The organism is Kitasatospora sp. NPDC056446 (assembly GCF_042796115.1).
Classification (GTDB): domain Bacteria; phylum Actinomycetota; class Actinomycetes; order Streptomycetales; family Streptomycetaceae; genus Kitasatospora.
On record NZ_JBHTRF010000009.1, the window covers coordinates 68,780 to 88,269 of the forward strand.

Sequence of the window (19,490 nt, forward strand, 5' to 3'; positions counted from 1 at the left end):
CTCAGCCCAGGGTGCGGTAGCCGCCGCGGAAGTAGAGCAGCGGACGGCCGCCGGGGTCGGGCACCGCGGCCTCCAGGACTCGGCCGAGCAGCAGGGTGTGGTCGCCCGCGGGTATCCGCTGCTCGGTGCGGCACTCGACGGTGGCCAGCGCGCCCTCGACCAGCGGGGCGCCGGTGCGCGGGCCGCGGCGGTGCGGGGTGTCCGCGAACAGCAGCCGGTCGCTGAGCCGGCCCTTCATGGCGAAGCGCGAGCCGAGCGTCTTCTGTCCCTCGGTCAGTACCGAGACCGCCCAGGTGTCGACCCGGGAGAGCACCTCGTCCATCCGGGAGTCCTCGCGGACCGAGATGAGCACCAGTGGGGGCTCCAGCGACACCGAGAGGAAGGACGTGGCGGTCATGCCGACGTCCTCGCCGTCCTCCGGGTCGTGGACGGTCACCAGGCTCACGCCGGCGGCGAGCTGGGAGAGAGCTGCCCGGAACTCGTCGGGCGTGGCGTGGGGGGCAGCTTCGGGCTGCGGGGACGGGTACACGTACCGCACGGTAGTCGTCACCCGTGGGAAACGGCATCGGGCCTTGGTCGTAGGACCGGTGGCGCGGCCGAGGGGTGCGGCGGGTGGTCGGACTCACCCTCAGGAGTGAAGCGGGCGGCCCGGCGGGCGCAGCCGGCTTCAGTGCGGGGCCGCTGCGGTCGACCACGGGAATTGTGCCGATGGCGCTTTATGTCCCGCTATGGGGCGGATGAGCTGATGAAGGGCGCATTAGTGTCGTGTGATTTAAGTCACAAGTGATGGCCTATTGCTGACCGAGCGTGCCGAACGCTGTGCTCCCTGTGATTCAGTTCTTCTGGCAATCGGACGATAACCAATCAAGAACTATCCGAAGCAGCCGGGGAGCCCCCGCATGGAAGCCGAGTCGGAGCCGTACGTCCGTCTCGCGACCCTCCGCACCTTGCACCGGGTCGTGGCGGACCTCAACGCTGCCCGCAGCCTCGCGGGCACGCTGCAGGCCGTCGTCGAGGGTGCGGTGCACGGGCTCGGCTTCGACGCCGCCGCGGTCAGCCTGGTCCGCCCGGACGGCGACCTCGTGGTGGCGGCGGTCTGGGAGCTGGAGGAGAGCCCGATGGGCGGCCCCTCCGTCCTGCTCGGCCAGGTCGGCTCCCGCGAGTCCTGGGACCGGCTGCTCGGCGTCAGCGACCACTGGGGCACCCTGCGCTTCCTGCCGTACGACCGCGGCTGGGCCGTCGCCAGCGACATCCCGCGCTGGATCGGGGACAGCCCGCTGCCCGTGTACGCCAACGACTGGCACCCCGCCGACGGGCTGCTCGCCCCGATGTACAGCGCCGGCGGCGACCTGCTCGGCGTCCTCTCGGTGGACCGCCCGCGCAGCGGCAAGCGGCCCGGCGCCTGGACCCGCGAGGCCCTGGAGATGTTCTCGCTCCAGGCCTCGATCGCGATCGGCAACGCCCGGCTGCGGGCCGAGATGCAGCGGGCGCTGGCCCGCCTGGAGAAGGAGCAGCAGGCCCTGCGGGCCAGCGAGGAGAGCTTCCGCCAGGCCTTCGAGTACGCGCCCAGCGGGATGGCCATCACCGAGCTGCACGGTGCCGGGCGCGGCCAGCTGACCAGGGTCAACGACGCGCTCTGTCGACTGCTCGGCCGCCCCCGCGCGGTGCTGCGCCAGCAGAGCTTCGCCGACCTCGTCCACCCCGAGGACCGCGCCCTGCTGGAGCGCACCAGCGCCGAGAGCGGCCGGGCGGAACTGCGGCTGTCCCGGCGGGACGGCGGCTACCAGTGGGTCTGCCTGCGGAACTCGATCGTGGCGGACGCGGCCGAGGGCCCGAGCTTCCTGCTCACCCACGTCGAGGACATCGAGGACCGCAAGCGGCACGAGTTCCAGCTCGCCCACCGGGCCAGCCACGACGCGCTCACCGGCCTGCCCAACGGCGCCGAGCTCAAGTCCCGGCTGGCCCGCCGGCTCTGCGCCCAGCCGCAGCCGGTCGGCACCGCCGCCGCCGGACCGGCCGAGGCCGGCATCCCGGCGCCCTACGGCTACCCGGTCGACACCTACAGCGCGCACGCGGCCCACGAGGGGCTGGAGGGCGCGGACCCGTACGCCGCCGCGGTGCACGGCTACGGGCTGCCCGACGTCGGCCCGCCCGGCATCGGCCCGGGCTACGGGGAGCACGTGCACGCGGTCGTCCCGGCCGACCAGGGGCCGGGCGGCGAGGCCTGGTCCGCGCCGTTCCGCACCGGGGCCGCGGCCGCGCTCGACAAGGGGCTCGCGGTGCTCTTCTGCGACCTGGACGGCTTCAAGTCGATCAACGACCGGTTCGGCCACAACGCGGGCGACGCGGTGCTGGTCGAGGTCGCCCGCCGGCTGAGCCAGGCCGTCCGGGACGGCGACACGGTGGCCCGGCTCGGCGGCGACGAGTTCGTGGTGCTGGCCGACGGCATCGGCCGCGAGGAGGCCAAGGACCTCGCCCACCGGCTGCGCAACGCGATCATCCCGCCGATGCGGATCGACGGACGGGCGATGCGGGTGGGCGTGAGCCTCGGGGTCGGCTGGGCCGGCTGCGGGATGAGCATCGAGGAGGTGCTGCACACCGCTGACGAGCGGATGTACGACGAGAAGCGGGCCCGGGGCGGGGCGGTGCGCGGGGCGCGCGGGGAGCGCTCGCACCGGCGCGCGGGCTGAGACCGTCCGGGGACGCACGACACGGCCCGGTCGGCCCCGCCGGCGCGGGCGGGGCCCGGTTACCCACGAGTTGTCAAGGGTTCTTTTCCCGCTGTCAGGTGCGGCAGGTAGGGTTCCCGGTACGACAGCGTCCATGATCTGCGCCGCCCGCAGCCCGGCGGCGCGCACCGGATGGGGGAGCAGACCACCGTGACGACCGCCGGCAGCAACGGAGTGCCAGAGGGCCAGGGGGGCGGTGCCCCACAGGACGACGACCCGTTCGGCTACCTCTACCGCCCGGCCGACGGCTCCACCGGGCAGCCGGCCGAGCCGCAGCAGGGGGTTCCCCGGACGTCGTACAACCGTCCGATGGAGGTCGGCCGCGCCCAGTACGGCTACGGCTACCCGCCGCGCGCGCAGCAGCCGCCGCAGCAGCCCTACGGCCAGCAGGGCGCGCCGCAGCAGGGGTACCAGGGCGGCCAGCCGCCGGCCCCGTACGGCCAGCAGGGCGCGCCGCAGCAGCAACAGCAGCCCGAGTACGGCGCCGCCCCCACCCAGCAGAGCCGCTACGCCGAGCACTCCCGGCCGCAGCCGGGGGACGAGCGGCCGAGCAGCGGCCGGAGCAAGGGCGCGGTGATCGGCGCGGTCGCCGTGGTCGCGGCGATAGCGATCGGTGCGGGGATAGCGCTCTCCAAGGGGGACCCGGACGGGGGCGACAAGACCGCCAAGGGCGGCACCGTCACCACGGCCCCGCCGAACGGCGGCACCCCGGCGCCGGCCCCCTCGACGCCGGCCGGCACGCCCTCGACGGGCCCCACCATAGGGGCCGGCCAGTCGGCCGTGGACGCGAGCCAGCTGCAGGGGCAGAACGCGCCGGCCGGCAACACCGTCAAGGGCGGCAAGTCCGCCGACGGCAGCTACCTGACCCTCCAGCCCGGGGGCTCGGTGACCTGGACGGGCGAGGTCGCCGCGGCCGGTACGTACAAGATGTACGTGCACTACAACTACGCGGGCGCCGAGCTCAAGGGCGCGGTCTCGGTGAACGGCAAGGACTGGCCGAGCGGGGTGTCCTACAAGATCTACGGGTCGCCTCCGAAGGACCCGGCGTCCTCCTGGTTCACCACCTGGATACTGCCGCAGTTCCAGGCCGGTTCGAACACGGTGACCCTCACGGTGCCCGGCGGGCCGGTCCTGATCGACCAGATCTCCTTCGAGCCGTACAGCGGCTGAGCCCGCGGACCGCCGACGCGCCACGGCCGCCCGTCCCCGCGAGGGGAGGGCGGCCGTTGCCGTCGTAGGCGCGGAGGTCAGGCGGACTTGACGGTCGGGAACCGGTCGGCGCCGAGGACCCAGCGGCCGCGGCGCATCACGGCGACCAGGTCGTAGCTCCCGGAGTCGACCACGACCAGGTCGGCGAGCTTGCCGGCCTCCAGCGAGCCGATCGAGTCGGCCAGGCCGAGCAGCCGGGCCGGGGTCGCCGACAGCGACTCGACGGTCTGGTTCAGGGTCAGGCCGTTGACCGTCACCGAGCGCTTGAACGCCACGTCCAGGGTGAGGGTGGAGCCGGCGATCGCGCCGCCCTCGACCAGCCGGGCGACGCCGTCCTCGACCCGGACCTGGAGGGGGCCGAGGGGGTAGAGGCCGTCGCCCATGCCGGCGGCGCCCATGGCGTCGGTGATCAGGGCGACCCGGGCGGCGCCGGCGGTGCCGTAGGCGAGGTCGAGGACGGAGGGGTGCAGGTGGACGCCGTCGTTGATGAGTTCGACGGTGACGCGGTCGTCCTCGAGGAGGGCGACGATGGGGCCCGGGGCGCGGTGGGCGATGCCGGGCATGGCGTTGAAGAGGTGGGTGGCGACGGTGGCGCCGGCGTCGATGGCTTCGAGGGTGGTCGCGTAGTCGGAGTCGGTGTGGCCGACGGCGGCGATCACGCCGAGGTCGGCGAGCATCCGGACGGAGTCCAGGCCGCCGGGGAGTTCGGGGGCGAGGGTGACCATCCTGGCGTGGCCGCGGGCGGCGTCGACGAGCTTGCGCACCAGGGCGGGGTCTGGGTCGCGCAGGAGGTCGGGGCGGTGGGCGCCGCACCGGTTGTGGGAGATGAACGGGCCTTCGAAGTGGATGCCGGCCAGGACGCCGTCCTCGACGAGTTCGGAGAGGACGTGGGCCTGGCGGGCGACCTCGTCGATCTCGCCGGTGACGGTGGAGGCGACGGTGGTGGTGGTGCCGTGTTCGAGGTGGGTGCGGGCGGCGAGCAGGGCCTCCTCGGCGATGCCGGAGGTGTAGGAGGCGCCGCCGCCGCCGTGGACGTGCAGGTCGACGAAGCCGGGGACGACGGTGTACCCGGTCAGGTCGAGGTCGCCGGGCTCGGTGTCGCCGCCGAGGCCGGCGATGCGCTCGCCGTCGACGGTGAGGCGGTCGCCCTCGACGACGCCGCCGGGCAGGACCAGGCGGGCGCCGGCCAGGGCAGTACGGTCACGGTCCGCGGTGGTCACGCGGTCACCTCCATGGAGAGCAGATCCCAGGCGAGCAGGCCCGCGCCCAGGGACGCGGCGGTGTCTTTGAGCATGGCGGGTACGACCTTCGGGGGCATCTGGAAGGTCAGGCGCTCGGTGACCGCCGCGCGCAGCGGTGTGAAGAGCGTGTCGCCGGCTTCGGCGAGCCCGCCGCCGACGATCACCGTGGTCGGGTCGAGCAGGCTCTGGGCGAGGATGATGCCGTCGGCGAGGGCGTCGACGGCCCGTTGCCAGACCGCGAGGGCGCGGTCGTCCCCGGCGTCCACCGCGGCGGCGCAGGATGCCGCGTCGGCGTCGGGGTCGCCGCTGGCCTCGGCCCAGGCGCGGGAGACGGCGGAGGCGGAGGCGAGGGTCTCCAGGCAGCCGCGGGCGCCGCAGCCGCAGGCCGGTCCGCCGGGGCGGACCACGACGTGGCCGATCTCGCCGCCGTAGCCGTGCGCGCCGGCCTCGATCCGGCCGTCGATGCCGATGGCGCCGGCGATGCCGGTGCCCAGGGCGATGAACAGGAAGCGGTCGACTCCCCGGCCGGCGCCGAGCCGGCCCTCGGCCAGGCCGCCGGAGCGGACGTCGTGCCCGAGGGCCACCGGCATCGCGGTGCCGCCCGGGCCGGCCAGGCGTTCGCCGAGGAGCTTGCGCAAGGGGAGGTCCCGCCAGCCGAGGTTGGCGGAGAAGACCGCGATGCCGTTCTTCTCGTCGATCGTGCCCGGGACGGCGACGCCGGCGGCGAGCGGGGCGACGCCGAAGCGGCTGCGGCCCTCGTCCGCCAGGTCGGTGGCGAAGTCGAGGATGGCGGTGACGACGGCGTCCGTGCCGTGCTCCCGCCCGGTCGGTCGGCGTGCCTCGAACAGCACGGAGCCGTCCTGGGCGAGCAGCGCGGCCTTCATGCCGGTGCCGCCTACATCGAGTGCGATGACGTGCTTCACGGAGGACAGTTTCCCTTGGGTGGGTAGAAGAGGTCTAGTCCAGTTGTCGGATTGGTCTGGTCCATACTGGGTGAGCTTTGTCGCAGCTGCGGGGGTGTGCGGCGCTTTGGGGTGGGGGCGTACCGGAGGTTTCCGGGGGGTTGTCCGGGAGTGAACCGGGTGCTGCCGTTGCGCATCGTGCAACGACCCGGGGCACTTCGGTAACTACTGGGGCCGGTGGGGCCAGTGGTGTGGACCAGTGGTCGGCGGGTTTGGCAGTGTGGCGCCTCTCTCCGCCGGAATCCCCCGTTCCGGCGGCAGTTCTTCCCCCCTAAGGCGGTACCCGCGTTGAACAGGCGCGTCCACGTTCCCACCCGTGTGCTCGGCAGCGTGCTGGCCGGAGCAGTGGCACTCACCGCGGTCGGCGCGTGCAGCGGGCAGGGCGACGGGACCGTCACCCTCAAGCTGGTCGCCGCAGACTACGGGGAGAGCTCGGAGACCAACTCCAAGCACTACTGGGACGGCGTCGCCAAGGCCTTCGAGGCCGCCAACCCCGGGATCAGGGTCAGCGTCGAAGTGGACAGCTGGACCGAGATCGGCAAGAAGGTCGAGGACATGATCGCGGCCGGGAAGTCGCCGGACCTGCTGCAGACCGGCGGGTTCGCGGACCAGGTCGCGGCGAACCGGCTGTACCCGGCCTCGGACGTGCTCTCGGTGGACACCCAGGCGAACTTCCTGGACACCTTCGCGCACGCCGGCCAGGTGCTCGGGACGCAGTACGGCATCCCGTTCGTCTCCTCGTCGCGGGTGCTCTTCTACAACAAGGCCGTGTTCCGGCAGGCGGGGATCGCGCAGCCGCCGGCCACCTGGAGCGAGCTGAAGCAGGACGCGGAGAAGATCAAGGCCAAGGTGCCGGGGGTGACCCCGTACGGGCTCCCGCTCGGTCCGGAGGAGGCGCCGGCCGAGTCCATGCTGTGGACGCTCAGCGGTGGCGGGAGCATCTCCGACGACGTCGGCAACTACACCATCGACAGCACCCCGAACCAGGCGACGTTCGGCTGGCTGAAGAACAACCTGGTGAGCACCGGGCTGACGTACCCGGACCCCGGGAAGATGAACCGCACCCCGGTGTTCCAGGACTTCGCGGCCGGGAAGGTCGCGATGCTCAACGGGCACCCGACGCTGCTGCGGATGGCGACCGCCGGGAACATCGACTTCGGGACGGCGCCGATCCCGAAGAAGGACGGGCTGGCCCGGACCGGCAGCCTCGGGGTCGCGGACTGGATGATGGCGTTCAAGGCGAACGGGCACAAGGACGAGATCAAGAAGTTCCTGTCCTTCGTCTACGGCCGGGACAACCAGCTGGCGTTCGACGAGCAGTACAACCTGCTGCCGGTCACCCAGGACGCGTTCAACCAGATGTCGACGGACCCGAAGCACGCGGACCTCAAGCAGTTCGCGGTCGGACTGACCAACGCGAGCTTCTACCCGTTCGGGGACCCGGCCTGGGGCGAGGTCAGCAACCGGATCAAGGCGGGGATCGGACAGGCCGTCACCGGGGACCCGAAGCAGGTGCTCGGGGGGCTGCAGGACGCGGCCGCGAAGGAAGCGGCCCGGGTCCGGGGCTGAGCCCGGCCCCCGGGGCGCCGCCTCGGTGCTGCGTCTCAGGGGTGGCGTCTCAGGGGTGGTGGCTCAGGGAAGCGTGATGGCGTAGGCCTTGCGCAGGGTCTCGTGGACCGTCCAGGTGGTGCGGTCGCCCTCGCGCAGGACCGCGCAGTCCCCGGGGCCGACCTCCAGGGTCGGGCCGTCCTCGATCTCGATGGTGGCCCGCCCGCTGAGGACCACGAACATCTCGTCGGCCTCGGTGTCGGTGACCACGCCGGGGGTGATCTGCCAGATGCCGCGCAGCTGGCGGCCGTCGGCGGACTCGGTGAGCACCCGGCCGGTGACCTCCGGGGTGCCGGAGACGATCTGGGACGGGTCGAGCGGCTCGGGGTCGAGGTCGGCGGTGGGGATGTGCAGGGCGAAGCCGGGCGTGGTCATGGGGACGACGGTAGTGCGGGCGGGCGCCCGGTGGGGCGAGCACTGTGTGTCGGGGGTACGCGCGAGAATGACACTCCGTAGTGGTGGGCGGAGGTGTCTGCGGTGGGCGAGCTGAGCGGGCGGGACCGGGCGGTGCTGGCGCTGGAGGGGCGGCAGTGGCGGACGGCGGGGGCCAAGGAGCGGGCGATCCGGGAGGAGCTGGGGCTCTCCTCCACGCGGTACTACCAACTGCTGAACGCGCTGCTGGACCGGGAGGAGGCGCTGGCGCACGCGCCGGTGCTGGTGAACCGCCTGCGGCGGGTGCGGGCCGCCCGGCGGGACGCCCGCTGAGCCGGGCGTTCCGGGCCGGGGGCAGGGGTATGGGCCCCGGTATGGGATTCGAAGAGACGTGGGTGCCGAGGACCGGGGCCGGGCGCGACGGGGCGCGGGCGATCCTGCGGGCGCCCCGGGACGCGGTGGTCGGGCTGGACTTCGACGGGACGCTGGCGCCGATCGTGGCGGACCCGACCCGGGCCAGGGCCCACCCGGGCGTGGCGGGGGCGCTGCGGCTGCTGGCCCCGGAGGTCGGCGCCGTGGTGGTGGTGACGGGCCGGCCGGCCGCGCTGGCGGTGGAGTACGGGGGGCTGGCGGCGGTGCCGGGGGTCGTGGTGCTCGGGCACTACGGGGCCGAGCGCTGGCAGGACGGGGAGCTGACGGCGCCGCCCGTGCACCCCGGGGTGGCCCGGGTGCGGGAGGCGCTGCCGGGGGTGCTGGCCAGGGCGGGCGCGCCGGAGGGCACCTCGGTGGAGGACAAGGGGCGCTCGGTGGCGGTGCACACCCGGCGCACGGCCGCGCCGCAGGAGGCGCTCGAACTGCTGCGGGCGCCGGTGGACGCGCTGGCGGCCGAGTCCGGGCTGGTGGTGGAGCCCGGGCGGCTGGTGCTGGAGCTGCGGCCGCCGGGCGTCGACAAGGGGGCCGCGCTGACCGGGTTCCTGCGGGAGCGGGCGGCCCGTTCGGTGCTGTACGCGGGGGACGACCTGGGCGACGTGGCGGCCTTCGCGGCGGTGGAGGAGCTGCGCGGAGACGGCGTGGCCGGGCTGCTGGTGTGCAGCGCGGCGGTGGGGGACGACCCGGTGCGTGAACTCGCCGACCGGGCGGACCTGGTGGTCCCGGGCCCGGCCGGCGTGGTGGAGCTGCTGGAGTCCCTCGGTCAGGCGCTCACAGCGCGTTGAGCTGGTCGAGGAACCACTGCTGCGGGGGGAGCGCGGTGGCGGCGGCCGCGAGCCGCCGGGTGCGGTCGGCGCGCTCCCGCTCCGGCATGGTGAGGCCGGCGTGGAGGGCGTCGGCGGTCGCGATGACGTCGTACGGGTTGACCGTCAGCGCGTCGTCGGCGAGCTCCGCGTGGGCGCCGGCCTCGCGGGAGAGGACCAGGGCGCAGCCCCGGTCGGAGACCACCGGGACCTCCTTGGCGACCAGGTTCATGCCGTCCCGGATGGGGTTGACCAGGGCGACGTCGGCCAGCCGGTAGGCCGCGAGGGAGCGCGGGAAGTCGTCGTCGACGTGCAGGATCAGGGGCTTCCAGGAGGGTGTGGCGAACTCGGCGTCGATCTCCTCGGCGAGCCGGCGGACCCGGGCGGTGTAGTCCCGGTACTCGGCCAGGTCGGTGCGGGACGGGTAGGCGAAGGCGATGTGGACCACCCGGTCGTGCCACTCGGGGCGGGTGCGGAGCAGGTGCCGGTACGCCTGGAGGCCGCGGACGATGTTCTTGCTCAGCTCGGTGCGGTCGACCCGGACGATGGTGCGGCGGTCGCCGACGGCCTCGCGCAGGACGGCGAGGCGTTCGTCCACGTCGGGGCGGTGGGCGCGTTCGCGCAGGAACCCGGCGTCGGCGCCGAGCGCGTGGACGCCGAGGAACGTGGTGCGGCCGTCCAGGGTGACGGTGAGCGCCTCGTGGTCGACCTCGGCGCCCAGGAGGTCCGCGCAGCAGGCGGCGAAGGCCCGGGCCCAGCGCTCGGTGAGGAAGCCGGCCCGGTCGGCACCGAGGATGCCGGTCAGGACCGCGCGGGCGACGTCGTCGGGCAGCAGCCGGTAGTACTCGGGCGGGGCCCACGGGGTGTGCGAGAAGTGGCCGATCCGCAGGTCGGGGCGGGCGGCCCGGAGCAGGGCCGGGGCCAGCGAGAGGTGGTAGTCCTGGATCAGGACGGCCGCTCCGGGGGCGGCCTCGGCGGCCAGGGCCTCGGCGAAGGCGGCGTTGTAGGCGCGGTAGGCGGCCCATTCGGTGCGGAAGCCGGCGTCGAAGGAGGGGGCGGTGGGCGTCGCGTAGAGCAGGTGGTGGACGAACCAGAGGGTGGAGTTGGCGACGCCGTTGTAGGCCCGGGCGAAGGTCTCCTGGTCGATGTCCAGCATCCGGACGGCCTGGCCGCCGACGTCGTGGCCGGCCAGGTCGAGGCGGCCGTCGGGGGCCTCCCGGGCGGCTCTGCGGTCGGCGTCGCCGAGGGCGGCGCAGACCCAGACGGCGTTCGGGTCGTCGATCGCGGAGAGGCCGGAGACCAGGCCTCCGCCGCCGCGTCGGAGGGTCAGCGTGCCGTCGGCGGCGGTGCCGAACGACACCGGTCCCCGGTTGGAGGCCACCAGGACGGGGGCGCTGCCGGTCGCACTCGAACGTTCGGTCGTGAGATCGCCCATGGTTGGGATGTTGCCGGGGGGTCGGGGCGGCAAACCCCTCAGTGCCGGGTCGCGTATTCGGGGACGGTGTGCATCGGGGGGCGCTCCAGGGCGGTCACCTCGTGGGTGCGGGGGGTGAAGGGGCGGGTCCCGCCGGCCGTGGGGGCGGAGAGGGCGTCCGGGTCGCGGGTGAACTGGGTGAGGTAGGGGTGGACCAGGTCGGCGGAGGCCTTGAGGCGGTGGGCGCGGTCCAGGCGTTCGAGGGCGGTGCGGTAGATGGTGGCGGCCATCCGGCCGAGGGCCTGGCCGTCCTGGTGGCGGTGGTGCCGGACGCCGACGTCGACCTGCGCCAGGGCGTCCAGCCCGACCAGTTCCAGCGCGTCGACCAGCAGGCCGAGTTCGACGCCGTAGCCGGTGGGGAAGGGCAGCCGTTCGAGCAGGCTGCGGCGGGCGGCGTACTCGCCGCCGAGGGGCTGGACGAAGCCGGCCAGCTCCGGCCAGTGCAGGTTGAGCAGGGGGCGCGCGACGAGTTCGGTGACCCGGCCGCCGCCGGCCGGCAGGACCGTACCGGTGTCCGTCTCCAGGGGGCGGTCGTACATGGCCTTGACGAGCTGGACGGACTCGTCGGTCAGCAGCGGGCCGACGATGCCGGAGACGAAGGCCGGGTCGAACTCGCGCAGGTCGGCGTCCACGAAGCAGACGATGTCGCCGCGGGTGGCCAGCAGCGAGCGCCAGAGCACCTCGCCCTTGCCGGGGACGGCGGGCAGCCGGGGCAGGATGGCGTCGCGCTGCTCCACCCGGGCGCCGGCCTCGGCGGCGACGGCGGCGGTGGCGTCGGCCGAGCCGGAGTCGACCACGACGAGTTCGTCGACGAGCGGGAGGCGTTCCATCAGCTCGCGGCGGATGGTGCGGACGATGTCCCCGACGGTGGCCTCCTCGTCCAGGGCGGGGAGGACGACGCTGACCGTCCGGCCGGTGCGCTCCTTGGCCGCGAGGAGGGTGCGGACCGGCCGGTCGGCCGCGCTCCAGGACCGGCGGCGCAGCCAGGAGGCCGCCTGCGGGAGGAGCTCGGGGGTCGGTTCGGCGGGCACGGAAGTCTCCTCGGCGGGGTCGGTGGGACGGGTCATCTCGCGTGGCGGACGGTCCCGTTCGGGGTTGACGCCTTCGGATACAGTCTTCGTACAGCGGTCGGACCTTTGCACGCCGGGGTCACCGTTGAGCGCGACCACAATTTCACAAGCTCATCCAGAGGGACTGAGGGAACGGCCCGTTGACGTCCCGGCAACCTTCTCGCCCGGCCGTCGTCGACGGCCCGCGGGACAGGTGCCAATTCCGTCCTGTGGTGCGACCGCGCCACGGGGAAGATGAGGAGAGAGGCCTCGCCATCATGGCTATCGACACACCTGTTTCCGTGGACCTCGGCCCCGCCACCGCCCTGTCCTGTCGGGAGTGCGGCACCCGCTTCCCGCTCGGTCCCAGCTTCGCGTGCCTGGAGTGCTTCGGCCCGCTGGAGATCGCCTACGACTTCGGCAGCGAGGGCGCCGAGGAGCTGCGCAAGCGGATCGAGGCCGGTCCGGCGTCCGTCTGGCGCTACGCGCCGCTGCTGCCGGTGCCGGCCGACGTGGCCTCCAAGCCCAACCTGAACCCGGGGTGGACCCCGCTGGTGAAGGCGGACAACCTGGGCCGGGAGCTCGGCTTCACCGCCCAGCTGCACATCAAGGACGACTCGGGCAACCCGACGCACTCGTTCAAGGACCGCGTGGTGGCCTGCGCCATCGAGGCGGCGCGGGCGTTCGGCTACACGACGCTCTCCTGCTCCTCCACCGGCAACCTGGCCGGCGCGGTGGGCGCGGCGGCGGCCCGGGCCGGGTTCCGGTCCTGCGTGTTCATCCCGCACGACCTGGAGCAGGGCAAGGTCGTCATGGCCGGGGTGTACGGCGGCGAACTGGTCGGCATCGAGGGCAACTACGACGACGTGAACCGCTTCTGCTCGGAGCTGATCGGCGACCCGGCCGGCGAGGGCTGGGGCTTCGTCAACGTCAACCTGCGCCCCTACTACGGCGAGGGCTCCAAGACGCTGGCGTACGAGATCTGCGAGCAGCTCGGCTGGCGGCTGCCGGAGCAGATCGTGATCCCGATCGCCTCGGGTTCGCAGCTGACGAAGATCGACAAGGGGCTGCAGGAGCTGATCAAGCTCGGTCTGGTCGAGGACCGCCCGTACCGGGTCTTCGGCGCGCAGGCCGAGGGCTGCTCGCCGGTGTCGGCCGCGTTCAAGGCCGGCCGGGACGTGATCAAGCCGGTCAAGCCGAACACCATCGCCAAGTCGCTGGCGATCGGCAACCCGGCGGACGGCCCGTACGTGCTGGACATCGCCCGGCGGACCGGCGGTGCGGTGGAGGACGTCACGGACGCCGAGGTGGTGGACGCGATCCGGCTGCTGGCGCGGACCGAGGGCATCTTCGCCGAGACCGCGGGCGGGGTGACCGTCGGCGTGCTGAAGAAGCTGGTCGAGACCGGGCAGCTGGATCCGGCCAAGGAGACCGTCGCCATCAACACCGGCGACGGCCTGAAGACCCTGGACGCCGTCTCCGACGCCGGGATGACGGCCGTCATCCGCCCGACGCTGGCCTCCTTCCGCGACGCCGGCCTCGCGGCCGTCTGAACCGCCCGAACCGCCCGAACCGGCCGGGCCGCCCGGCCGCCCGAGCCACCCGGCCCCCCAGGGCACCGGCCCCGTACGAGCCCCACCCCGCTAGGAGAGTCATGAGCGCCAACGTCCGCATTCCCACCATCCTGCGCACCTACACCGGCGGCGCCGCCGAGGTGGCCGCCGAGGGCACCACCCTGGCCGAGGTCATCGCCGACCTGGAGCAGAACCACGCGGGCATCGCGGCCCGGATCCTGGACGACGCCGGCAAGCTGCGCCGCTTCGTCAACGTCTACGTGAACGACGACGACGTGCGCTTCGCCGAGGGCCTGGCGACCGAGATCAAGGACGGCGCGAGCGTTTCGATCATCCCGGCGGTGGCCGGCGGCTGCTGAGCCGCGGCGCCCCGCCCATTCGGCCGCCCGTACGTACGGAATTCCGCTCTCCGTATGTACGGGCGGCCGCTTGCATTCCGGCGGGAATATTTCCCGGTCAAGTCGGAGTAGAGTGAGGCTCGGTTGGGAACAGGGGTTCCCTCCCGGCTCTCCCAGGGTGTTCCACCGCAGCGCTTCCGGCCGGTGGGCCCGGCCGTGAAACATGTCAGGCGGATGTCAGAATTCCCGCAGGGATTTGAGTAATTCGTCCGCTATGTCCGGCGTGAAATGCCGAGATTTTTCCCGATTCAGCCCGTCCTGTCCCTTGACGTCGCGACGGAATTCCCGGCGGTTGACCCTGTTGCAGAGGGCTTCGGTCCGGATACATTCAGCGGCGGTCGACGCAATCACCCGCTCACCGGGGCCCGTTGGGCGTCCGGGGCGAATGGTTGCGGCGTGCACGGCTGCGCCCAGGGGGGGTTCCCCGGGCCTGCCTTCAAACCAACCCGGGCCCGCTACCTGCGGGCGCGTGAAGGGCCAGCACAGCACTAGGGGAGTTCGGAATGGCTCAGGGCACCGTCAAGTGGTTCAACGCGGAGAAGGGCTACGGCTTCATCGCGGTCGACGGTGGTGCGGACGTCTTCGTCCACTACAGCGCGATCCAGATGGACGGCTACCGCACCCTCGAGGAGGGCCAGCGGGTCGAGTTCGAGATTTCCCAGGGACAGAAGGGCCCGCAGGCGGACATGGTTCGCGCGGCGGTCTGACCCCCTTCCGACTCCAGGAGCTCGGCGCGGCCCACGGCTGGTGACCACTCGGCTTCTCGGCGGGCCCGTACGACACGCGTCGTACGGGCCCGCCGGCGTTCCCCGGCGACCCCAGCGGCGGCTCGCGGGTTGGCGATTGGGCTTGCACTCGACCACCCGGAGTGCTAATCATTGGCGTTAGCACTCACAGCGTGAGAGTGACAGCGGACCGGGTCGGTGAGGCCCCCGGGAGCGGTAGGGGAAAAGACCCCCGCACACCAGGGCCGTCCGTCGCGGGCACCCCTTGGTCCGAGCAGTCGACCGTGTCCCGGAGGACCACTTCTGATGGCCAAGATCATCGCCTTTGATGAGGAAGCTCGCCGCGGCCTTGAGCGTGGCATGAACCAGCTCGCCGACGCCGTGAAGGTCACGCTCGGCCCCAAGGGCCGCAACGTCGTGCTGGAGAAGAAGTGGGGCGCCCCCACGATCACCAACGACGGTGTCTCCATCGCCAAGGAGATCGAGCTCGAGGACCCGTACGAGAAGATCGGTGCGGAGCTCGTCAAGGAGGTCGCCAAGAAGACGGACGACGTCGCGGGTGACGGCACCACCACCGCCACCGTGCTCGCCCAGGCCCTGGTTCGCGAGGGTCTGCGCAACGTCGCCGCCGGCGCCAACCCGATGGCCCTGAAGCGCGGCATCGAGAAGGCCGTCGCGGCCGTCTCCGACCAGCTGCTGGCGCAGGCCAAGGACGTGGAGACCAAGGAGCAGATCGCCTCCACCGCCTCCATCTCCGCCGCTGACACCCAGATCGGCGAGCTGATCGCCGAGGCCATGGACAAGGTCGGCAAGGAAGGCGTCATCACCGTCGAGGAGAGCAACACCTTCGGTCTGGAGCTCGAGCTCACCGAGGGCATGCGCTTCGACAAGGGCTACATCTCCGCCTACTTCGCCACCGACCTGGAGCGGATGGAGGCGACGTTCGAGGACCCGTACATCCTCATCGCCAACTCCAAGATCGGCTCGGTCAAGGACCTGCTCCCGCTGCTGGAGAAGGTCATGCAGAGCGGCAAGCCGCTCGTCATCATCGCCGAGGACGTCGAGGGCGAGGCCCTGTCGACCCTGGTCGTGAACAAGATCCGCGGCACCTTCAAGTCCGTCGCCGTCAAGGCCCCGGGCTTCGGCGACCGCCGCAAGGCCATGCTCGGCGACATCGCCATCCTCACCGGTGGCACCGTGATCTCCGAGGAGGTCGGCCTCAAGCTGGAGAACGCCGGCATCGACCTGCTGGGCACCGCCCGCAAGGTGGTCATCACCAAGGACGAGACGACCATCGTCGACGGTGGCGGCGACAGCGAGCAGGTCGCGGGCCGCGTGAACCAGATCCGCGCCGAGATCGAGAACAGCGACTCGGACTACGACCGCGAGAAGCTCCAGGAGCGCCTCGCCAAGCTGGCCGGCGGCGTCGCCGTCATCAAGGCCGGCGCGGCCACCGAGGTGGAGCTCAAGGAGCGCAAGCACCGCATCGAGGACGCCGTCCGCAACGCCAAGGCCGCTGTCGAGGAGGGCATCGTCGCCGGTGGTGGCGTCGCGCTGCTGCAGGCCTCGGTCGCGTTCGACAAGCTGGAGCTGGAGGGCGACGAGGCCACCGGTGCCAACATCGTCAAGGTCGCGCTGGAGGCCCCGATCAAGCAGATCGCGACCAACGCCGGCCTCGAGGGTGGCGTCGTGGTGGAGAAGGTGCGCAACCTCCCCGCCGGCCACGGCCTGAACGCCGCGACCAACACCTACGTCGACCTGATCGCCGAGGGCATCATCGACCCGGCCAAGGTCACCCGCTCCGCGCTGCAGAACGCCGCCTCCATCGCGGCGCTGTTCCTCACCACCGAGGCCGTCATCGCCGACAAGCCGGAGAAGGCCGCCGCGGCCGCCGGCGGCGGCATGCCGGGCGGTGACATGGACTTCTGATCCTGATCGCTCGCGATCGGATCGGCTGATCCTCGTCCGTGTGGGCGGTTCCCTTCGGGGAGCCGCCCACACGGCGTTTCCGGGGCGCCGTCGCTGCGGGCGCCGTCGTTTCGCCCTTCCCGCGGGTCGACGGACAATGGACGGATGGCTGTTGACGACATCGAGACCGCCCTGCACGACGCGCGGGCAATGATCCTGGCCGACCTCACCGCACGGGACGTGGCGGACGCCGCCGTGGTCTCCCTGGTGGAGCAGGCCGTGACGCACCGCCGCTGGTGGCTGGAGCAGTGGCCGGACGGCACCGAGTACGTGCTCGGACTGGTCGCCCAGGACGTCCAGGACGCGCTGCTGGAGGCGTACGGGCGCTGGCCGCTGTGCACCGGGTGCGCGGCCGACGGGGACCCGCACGCGCTCGGCGTGGAGCCCGAGCTGGGGCCGGAGCCGCACTGGGTGTGCGGCAAGCAGGGCGCGGTGGTGGCACCGGTCGGGAAGCTCGGGTAGCCGGGCTCCGGTGCCCGGCTCCGGCCCTGATCGCTGCGGCACCGGGGTTCGCCGCGCGGCCGGGGTTCGGTACGGTGCCGGGGTTCGCCGCGCGGCCGGGGCTCGGTACGGTGCCGGGGTGAAGCGCTGGGTGTGGGGTGCGGTGGGCGGGTGCTGCGGTCTCGGGCTGTGGTGGGCCGTGGTGGAGGTGTCGGGGGGCGACCAGGGTGCCTGGTGGGCCGTGCTGGGGCGGGTGTGGACCGTGATGGCGGGGATCGCCGCCGCGGACCGGGTCGCCGCCCGGTGGCGCTGACGGGCGTCAGAGGCCGCCGAGCTCGGCGGTCAGGTTGGCCGTGGCCGGCCCGGTGAAGCGCGCGCGGGCGGCCGGGGTGCGGTAGAGCGCGGGCAGGTCGAGCAGCCCGCGCAGGACGGCGGCCCGCCCGGCCCGGAAGTCCGGCTCGGGCACGAAGCCGTACTCCTCCCGGACGGCCGCCGCGTACGCCGCGTACTCCTCGGGGGTGCCGCCGAGGACGGCGAGGTCCGCGTCGCACAGCACCTCCCCGTCGAGGTCGCCGGGGGCGGGGTCGTGGGTGACGGTGAGCAGGACCAGCCGGGAGACCTCGGCCACCCGGGCGGCGGGCAGGCCGGCCGCGGTCAGCGCGCGGACCGCCAGGGCGGCGCTGCGCTCCTCGTTCTCGGTGCGGTCGGGGCGGTAGACGGCGTCGTGGAACCAGGCCGCGAGGCGGACGGTGTCCGGGTCGGCGGCGTGCCCGGCGAGGTCGTCGACGTGCCGCAGGACCGCGTGCAGGTGGGCGGGGGTGTGGTAGCGGCGCTGCGGTTCGGACCAGCGGCGCAGCAGCTCCCGGCCGTACGGTTCGGGGTCGTCGGCGGACCCGCAGCGGTGCAGCAGGGCGGTCCAGGCGGCGAGCAGGTCGGCCCCGGTGTCGGTGCCGGCCCCGGTGGCGGTGGCGGTTCCGGTGCCGGTGGCGGGTCCGGGAGCGGTTCCGGGGGCGGCCGGAGCGGCCCCGGCGGTGGCCGTGGGGGCCCCGGTGGCGGGCGAGTCGTGCTCGGTGGTCGGCATGGCGACCATTGTGTCGGCCCGGCCGGTCGCTGGACCTATAGGTAGGTTGACGATATATGTAGTCGTATGACAGAACGCTCCATGCAGGAGCCCACCCTGCTGCTGCTCACCGCGCTCGCCGACGCCCCGAGACACGGCTACGCCCTGATCCAGGAGGTCGCCGCGATCTCCGACGGCCGGGTCAAGATGCGTACCGGCACGCTCTACGGCGCGCTCGACCGGCTGCTGGGCCAGGGCCTGATCGAGGTCGCCGCCGAAGAGGTGGTGGACGGCCGGGCCCGGCGCACCTACGCGCTGACCGGCGCCGGCCGGGAGGCGCTGGCCGCCGAGGCGGGGCGGCTGCGGGCGGTGGCCACCGAGGCCGAACGCCGACTGACGAAGATCCGGTCGATGCTGCCGGGCGGGACCGGGCCGCAGTCGCGGCCCGCGACGGGGGGAGAACTCTCATGACCACATCGATGATCGGCGCGGGGCCCTCCGTGGTGCTGCGGGCCGCGCTGCAGCTCTACCCGGCGCGGTACCGCCGCGAGCGCGGCGAGGAACTGGCCGAGGTGTTCGCCGACACGACGGCGGCCGGCGGCCGCCTGGCGGTCGCCCGGGAGGTCCTCGGCCTGGCGGTGTACGGGCTGCGGGTGCGGCTCGGGCTGACCGGCGGGTCGGCGGCCGGACGGCTGCTGGCGCTGGTCGCGCCGATGCTCGCCGGGGCGGTGGCCGGGGCCGCGCTGGTGGCCTGGCTGACCACCGCGGACCGGGTCGCCACCCGGCTCTCCTGGGACCACTCGTACGCCACCTACTTCTCGGAGTTCTGCCAGCCGGTGGCCGCCGCGCTGCTGGTGGTGGCGGCGATCCTGGGCCGCTGGACGGCGGTGCGGGGGAGCGCGCTGATCATGGGCGCCGGGGGGCTGTTCGAGCTGGCGCGGGCCGCCTGGACCTCCCACTTCGACGTGTGGTGGAGCGGCTACATCGGGATGGCCACGCTGCCCCTGGTGGTGGCCGCGCTGCTGCTGGCCGCGGCGCCGACCGACCTGCTGCCCCGGACGACCTGGCGCACCGGCGGCCTGGTGCTGGCCTCGGGGCTCGTCGGCGGGGTGCTGGAGGCGGCGCAGAGCTGGGACGACACCACCTTCCCGCTGGAACTGCCGTGGTTCGTGGCGATGCTGGTCGTCCCGCTGCTGCTGACCTTCGCCGGGCTGCGCGGGCGGGTCGAGCCGATGGCGGCCGGGGTGGCGATGCTGGTCCTGGCCGGGCCCGGCTGCCTGTTCAACATCTGGCGCGGGTCCGGCGGGCTCTCGGTGGTGCTGCCGGTGCTGGGCCCGGCGGTGGCCCTGCTGGTGCTGGTGGCGATGGCGGTGCAGCGGTTCGGCCGCCCGGGGGAGGTCGCGGCGGTCCGCGCGGCGGGCTGACGGGCGGGCCGGCCGGCGGGCCGA

General features: G+C 73.3%; 20 protein-coding genes and 1 riboswitch. Of the genes, 13 read left to right on the top strand and 7 right to left on the bottom strand.

What is annotated here, in order from left to right; all coding sequences use genetic code 11:
• Position 1 precedes the first annotated feature (1 nt).
• Complete coding sequence (locus ACFQ6N_RS08650; protein ID WP_380647833.1) at positions 2–529, bottom strand: flavin reductase family protein; 528 nt, start codon at positions 527–529, stop codon at positions 2–4.
• Positions 530–899: 370 nt separating this feature from the next.
• On the opposite strand from ACFQ6N_RS08650, the gene ACFQ6N_RS08655 reads away from it, so the two are divergent.
• Both ACFQ6N_RS08655 and ACFQ6N_RS08660 read left to right on the top strand, forming a co-directional pair.
• Positions 900–2,690, top strand: a complete 1,791-nt coding sequence (locus ACFQ6N_RS08655) for a diguanylate cyclase domain-containing protein (protein ID WP_380647834.1) — start codon at positions 900–902, stop codon at positions 2,688–2,690.
• A gap of 189 nt (positions 2,691–2,879) precedes the next feature.
• Positions 2,880–3,899 (top strand): hypothetical protein, encoded by a 1,020-nt coding sequence (locus tag ACFQ6N_RS08660; RefSeq protein WP_380647835.1) that lies wholly within the window; start codon positions 2,880–2,882, stop codon positions 3,897–3,899.
• A gap of 77 nt (positions 3,900–3,976) precedes the next feature.
• Here ACFQ6N_RS08660 and nagA read toward each other — a convergent pair whose 3' ends face one another.
• Positions 3,977–5,158, bottom strand: a complete 1,182-nt coding sequence (nagA, locus tag ACFQ6N_RS08665) for an N-acetylglucosamine-6-phosphate deacetylase (protein WP_380647836.1) — start codon at positions 5,156–5,158, stop codon at positions 3,977–3,979.
• A complete protein-coding gene (locus ACFQ6N_RS08670; RefSeq protein WP_380647838.1) occupies positions 5,155–6,102 on the bottom strand; it encodes an ROK family protein in 948 nt (315 codons plus the stop codon). The genes nagA and ACFQ6N_RS08670 overlap by 4 nt, the downstream gene beginning before the upstream one ends.
• Before the next feature lie 327 nt (positions 6,103–6,429).
• Here ACFQ6N_RS08670 and ACFQ6N_RS08675 point away from each other — a divergent pair, with 327 nt between their 5' ends.
• A complete protein-coding gene (locus tag ACFQ6N_RS08675; protein WP_380647839.1) occupies positions 6,430–7,710 on the top strand; it encodes an extracellular solute-binding protein in 1,281 nt (426 codons plus the stop codon).
• A 63-nt stretch (positions 7,711–7,773) separates the two neighbouring features.
• On the opposite strand, the gene ACFQ6N_RS08680 is transcribed toward ACFQ6N_RS08675, so the two are convergent.
• Positions 7,774–8,124, bottom strand: a complete 351-nt coding sequence (locus tag ACFQ6N_RS08680) for a cupin domain-containing protein (RefSeq protein ID WP_380647841.1) — start codon at positions 8,122–8,124, stop codon at positions 7,774–7,776.
• A 102-nt stretch (positions 8,125–8,226) separates the two neighbouring features.
• Between ACFQ6N_RS08680 and ACFQ6N_RS08685 the strand changes: the two genes are divergently transcribed.
• Entirely contained in the window at positions 8,227–8,454 is a 228-nt protein-coding gene (locus ACFQ6N_RS08685) for a DUF3263 domain-containing protein (RefSeq protein ID WP_380647844.1), read from the top strand.
• Positions 8,455–8,495: 41 nt separating this feature from the next.
• On the top strand, positions 8,496–9,335 hold the full coding sequence (gene otsB / locus ACFQ6N_RS08690; RefSeq protein ID WP_380647846.1) for a trehalose-phosphatase: 840 nt from the start codon (positions 8,496–8,498) through the stop codon (positions 9,333–9,335).
• On the opposite strand, the gene ACFQ6N_RS08695 is transcribed toward otsB, so the two are convergent.
• Together ACFQ6N_RS08695 and ACFQ6N_RS08700 are read right to left on the bottom strand one after the other, a co-directional pair.
• Entirely contained in the window at positions 9,322–10,788 is a 1,467-nt protein-coding gene (locus tag ACFQ6N_RS08695) for a trehalose-6-phosphate synthase (protein ID WP_380647847.1), read from the bottom strand. The genes otsB and ACFQ6N_RS08695 overlap by 14 nt on opposite strands.
• Before the next feature lie 38 nt (positions 10,789–10,826).
• The gene (locus ACFQ6N_RS08700) at positions 10,827–11,858 is read right to left on the bottom strand and encodes a glucosyl-3-phosphoglycerate synthase (protein ID WP_380647848.1); all 1,032 of its coding nucleotides are present in this window, start codon (positions 11,856–11,858) and stop codon (positions 10,827–10,829) included.
• Between the two features lie 147 nt (positions 11,859–12,005).
• Positions 12,006–12,138: riboswitch (SAM riboswitch) on the top strand.
• A gap of 16 nt (positions 12,139–12,154) precedes the next feature.
• Here ACFQ6N_RS08700 and thrC point away from each other — a divergent pair.
• The 6 genes from thrC (at position 12,155) to ACFQ6N_RS08730 (ending at position 17,295) form a co-directional block, all read left to right on the top strand.
• Positions 12,155–13,429: a threonine synthase gene (thrC, locus tag ACFQ6N_RS08705; RefSeq protein WP_380647850.1), complete on the top strand. Its 1,275-nt coding sequence runs from the start codon at positions 12,155–12,157 to the stop codon at positions 13,427–13,429.
• Positions 13,430–13,530: 101 nt separating this feature from the next.
• The gene (locus tag ACFQ6N_RS08710; protein ID WP_380647851.1) at positions 13,531–13,809 is read left to right on the top strand and encodes a MoaD/ThiS family protein; all 279 of its coding nucleotides are present in this window, start codon (positions 13,531–13,533) and stop codon (positions 13,807–13,809) included.
• Between the two features lie 542 nt (positions 13,810–14,351).
• Positions 14,352–14,555 (top strand): cold-shock protein, encoded by a 204-nt coding sequence (locus ACFQ6N_RS08715; RefSeq protein ID WP_030289665.1) that lies wholly within the window; start codon positions 14,352–14,354, stop codon positions 14,553–14,555.
• 324 nt (positions 14,556–14,879) lie between these two features.
• Entirely contained in the window at positions 14,880–16,502 is a 1,623-nt protein-coding gene (gene groL / locus ACFQ6N_RS08720) for a chaperonin GroEL (protein ID WP_063348228.1), read from the top strand.
• Between the two features lie 144 nt (positions 16,503–16,646).
• Entirely contained in the window at positions 16,647–17,003 is a 357-nt protein-coding gene (locus ACFQ6N_RS08725) for a hypothetical protein (protein ID WP_380647853.1), read from the top strand.
• Positions 17,004–17,121: 118 nt separating this feature from the next.
• A complete protein-coding gene (locus ACFQ6N_RS08730) occupies positions 17,122–17,295 on the top strand; it encodes a hypothetical protein (protein WP_380647854.1) in 174 nt (57 codons plus the stop codon).
• A 6-nt stretch (positions 17,296–17,301) separates the two neighbouring features.
• On the opposite strand, the gene ACFQ6N_RS08735 is transcribed toward ACFQ6N_RS08730, so the two are convergent.
• The gene (locus tag ACFQ6N_RS08735) at positions 17,302–18,063 is read right to left on the bottom strand and encodes a hypothetical protein (RefSeq protein WP_380647855.1); all 762 of its coding nucleotides are present in this window, start codon (positions 18,061–18,063) and stop codon (positions 17,302–17,304) included.
• A 66-nt stretch (positions 18,064–18,129) separates the two neighbouring features.
• Between ACFQ6N_RS08735 and ACFQ6N_RS08740 the strand changes: the two genes are divergently transcribed.
• Both ACFQ6N_RS08740 and ACFQ6N_RS08745 read left to right on the top strand, forming a co-directional pair.
• Complete coding sequence (locus tag ACFQ6N_RS08740) at positions 18,130–18,513, top strand: PadR family transcriptional regulator (RefSeq protein ID WP_380647856.1); 384 nt, start codon at positions 18,130–18,132, stop codon at positions 18,511–18,513.
• Positions 18,510–19,466 (top strand): hypothetical protein, encoded by a 957-nt coding sequence (locus tag ACFQ6N_RS08745; RefSeq protein ID WP_380647857.1) that lies wholly within the window; start codon positions 18,510–18,512, stop codon positions 19,464–19,466. Before ACFQ6N_RS08740 ends, ACFQ6N_RS08745 begins: the two co-directional genes overlap by 4 nt.
• Positions 19,467–19,490: the final 24 nt, after the last annotated feature.

Excerpts from the sequence above, each read along its gene's own strand:
- ACFQ6N_RS08655 (WP_380647834.1), top strand. The coding sequence starts at position 900 with ATGGAAGCCGAGTCGGAGCCGTACGTCCGTCTCGCGACCCTCCGCACC.
- ACFQ6N_RS08680 (WP_380647841.1), bottom strand. The coding sequence starts at position 8,124 with ATGACCACGCCCGGCTTCGCCCTGCACATCCCCACCGCCGACCTCGAC.
- otsB (WP_380647846.1), top strand. The coding sequence starts at position 8,496 with ATGGGATTCGAAGAGACGTGGGTGCCGAGGACCGGGGCCGGGCGCGAC.
- ACFQ6N_RS08695 (WP_380647847.1), bottom strand. The coding sequence starts at position 10,788 with ATGGGCGATCTCACGACCGAACGTTCGAGTGCGACCGGCAGCGCCCCC.
- thrC (WP_380647850.1), top strand. The coding sequence starts at position 12,155 with ATGGCTATCGACACACCTGTTTCCGTGGACCTCGGCCCCGCCACCGCC.
- ACFQ6N_RS08710 (WP_380647851.1), top strand. The coding sequence starts at position 13,531 with ATGAGCGCCAACGTCCGCATTCCCACCATCCTGCGCACCTACACCGGC.
- ACFQ6N_RS08715 (WP_030289665.1), top strand. The coding sequence starts at position 14,352 with ATGGCTCAGGGCACCGTCAAGTGGTTCAACGCGGAGAAGGGCTACGGC.
- groL (WP_063348228.1), top strand. The coding sequence starts at position 14,880 with ATGGCCAAGATCATCGCCTTTGATGAGGAAGCTCGCCGCGGCCTTGAG.
- ACFQ6N_RS08725 (WP_380647853.1), top strand. The coding sequence starts at position 16,647 with ATGGCTGTTGACGACATCGAGACCGCCCTGCACGACGCGCGGGCAATG.
- ACFQ6N_RS08735 (WP_380647855.1), bottom strand. The coding sequence starts at position 18,063 with ATGCCGACCACCGAGCACGACTCGCCCGCCACCGGGGCCCCCACGGCC.
- ACFQ6N_RS08740 (WP_380647856.1), top strand. The coding sequence starts at position 18,130 with ATGACAGAACGCTCCATGCAGGAGCCCACCCTGCTGCTGCTCACCGCG.
- ACFQ6N_RS08745 (WP_380647857.1), top strand. The coding sequence starts at position 18,510 with ATGACCACATCGATGATCGGCGCGGGGCCCTCCGTGGTGCTGCGGGCC.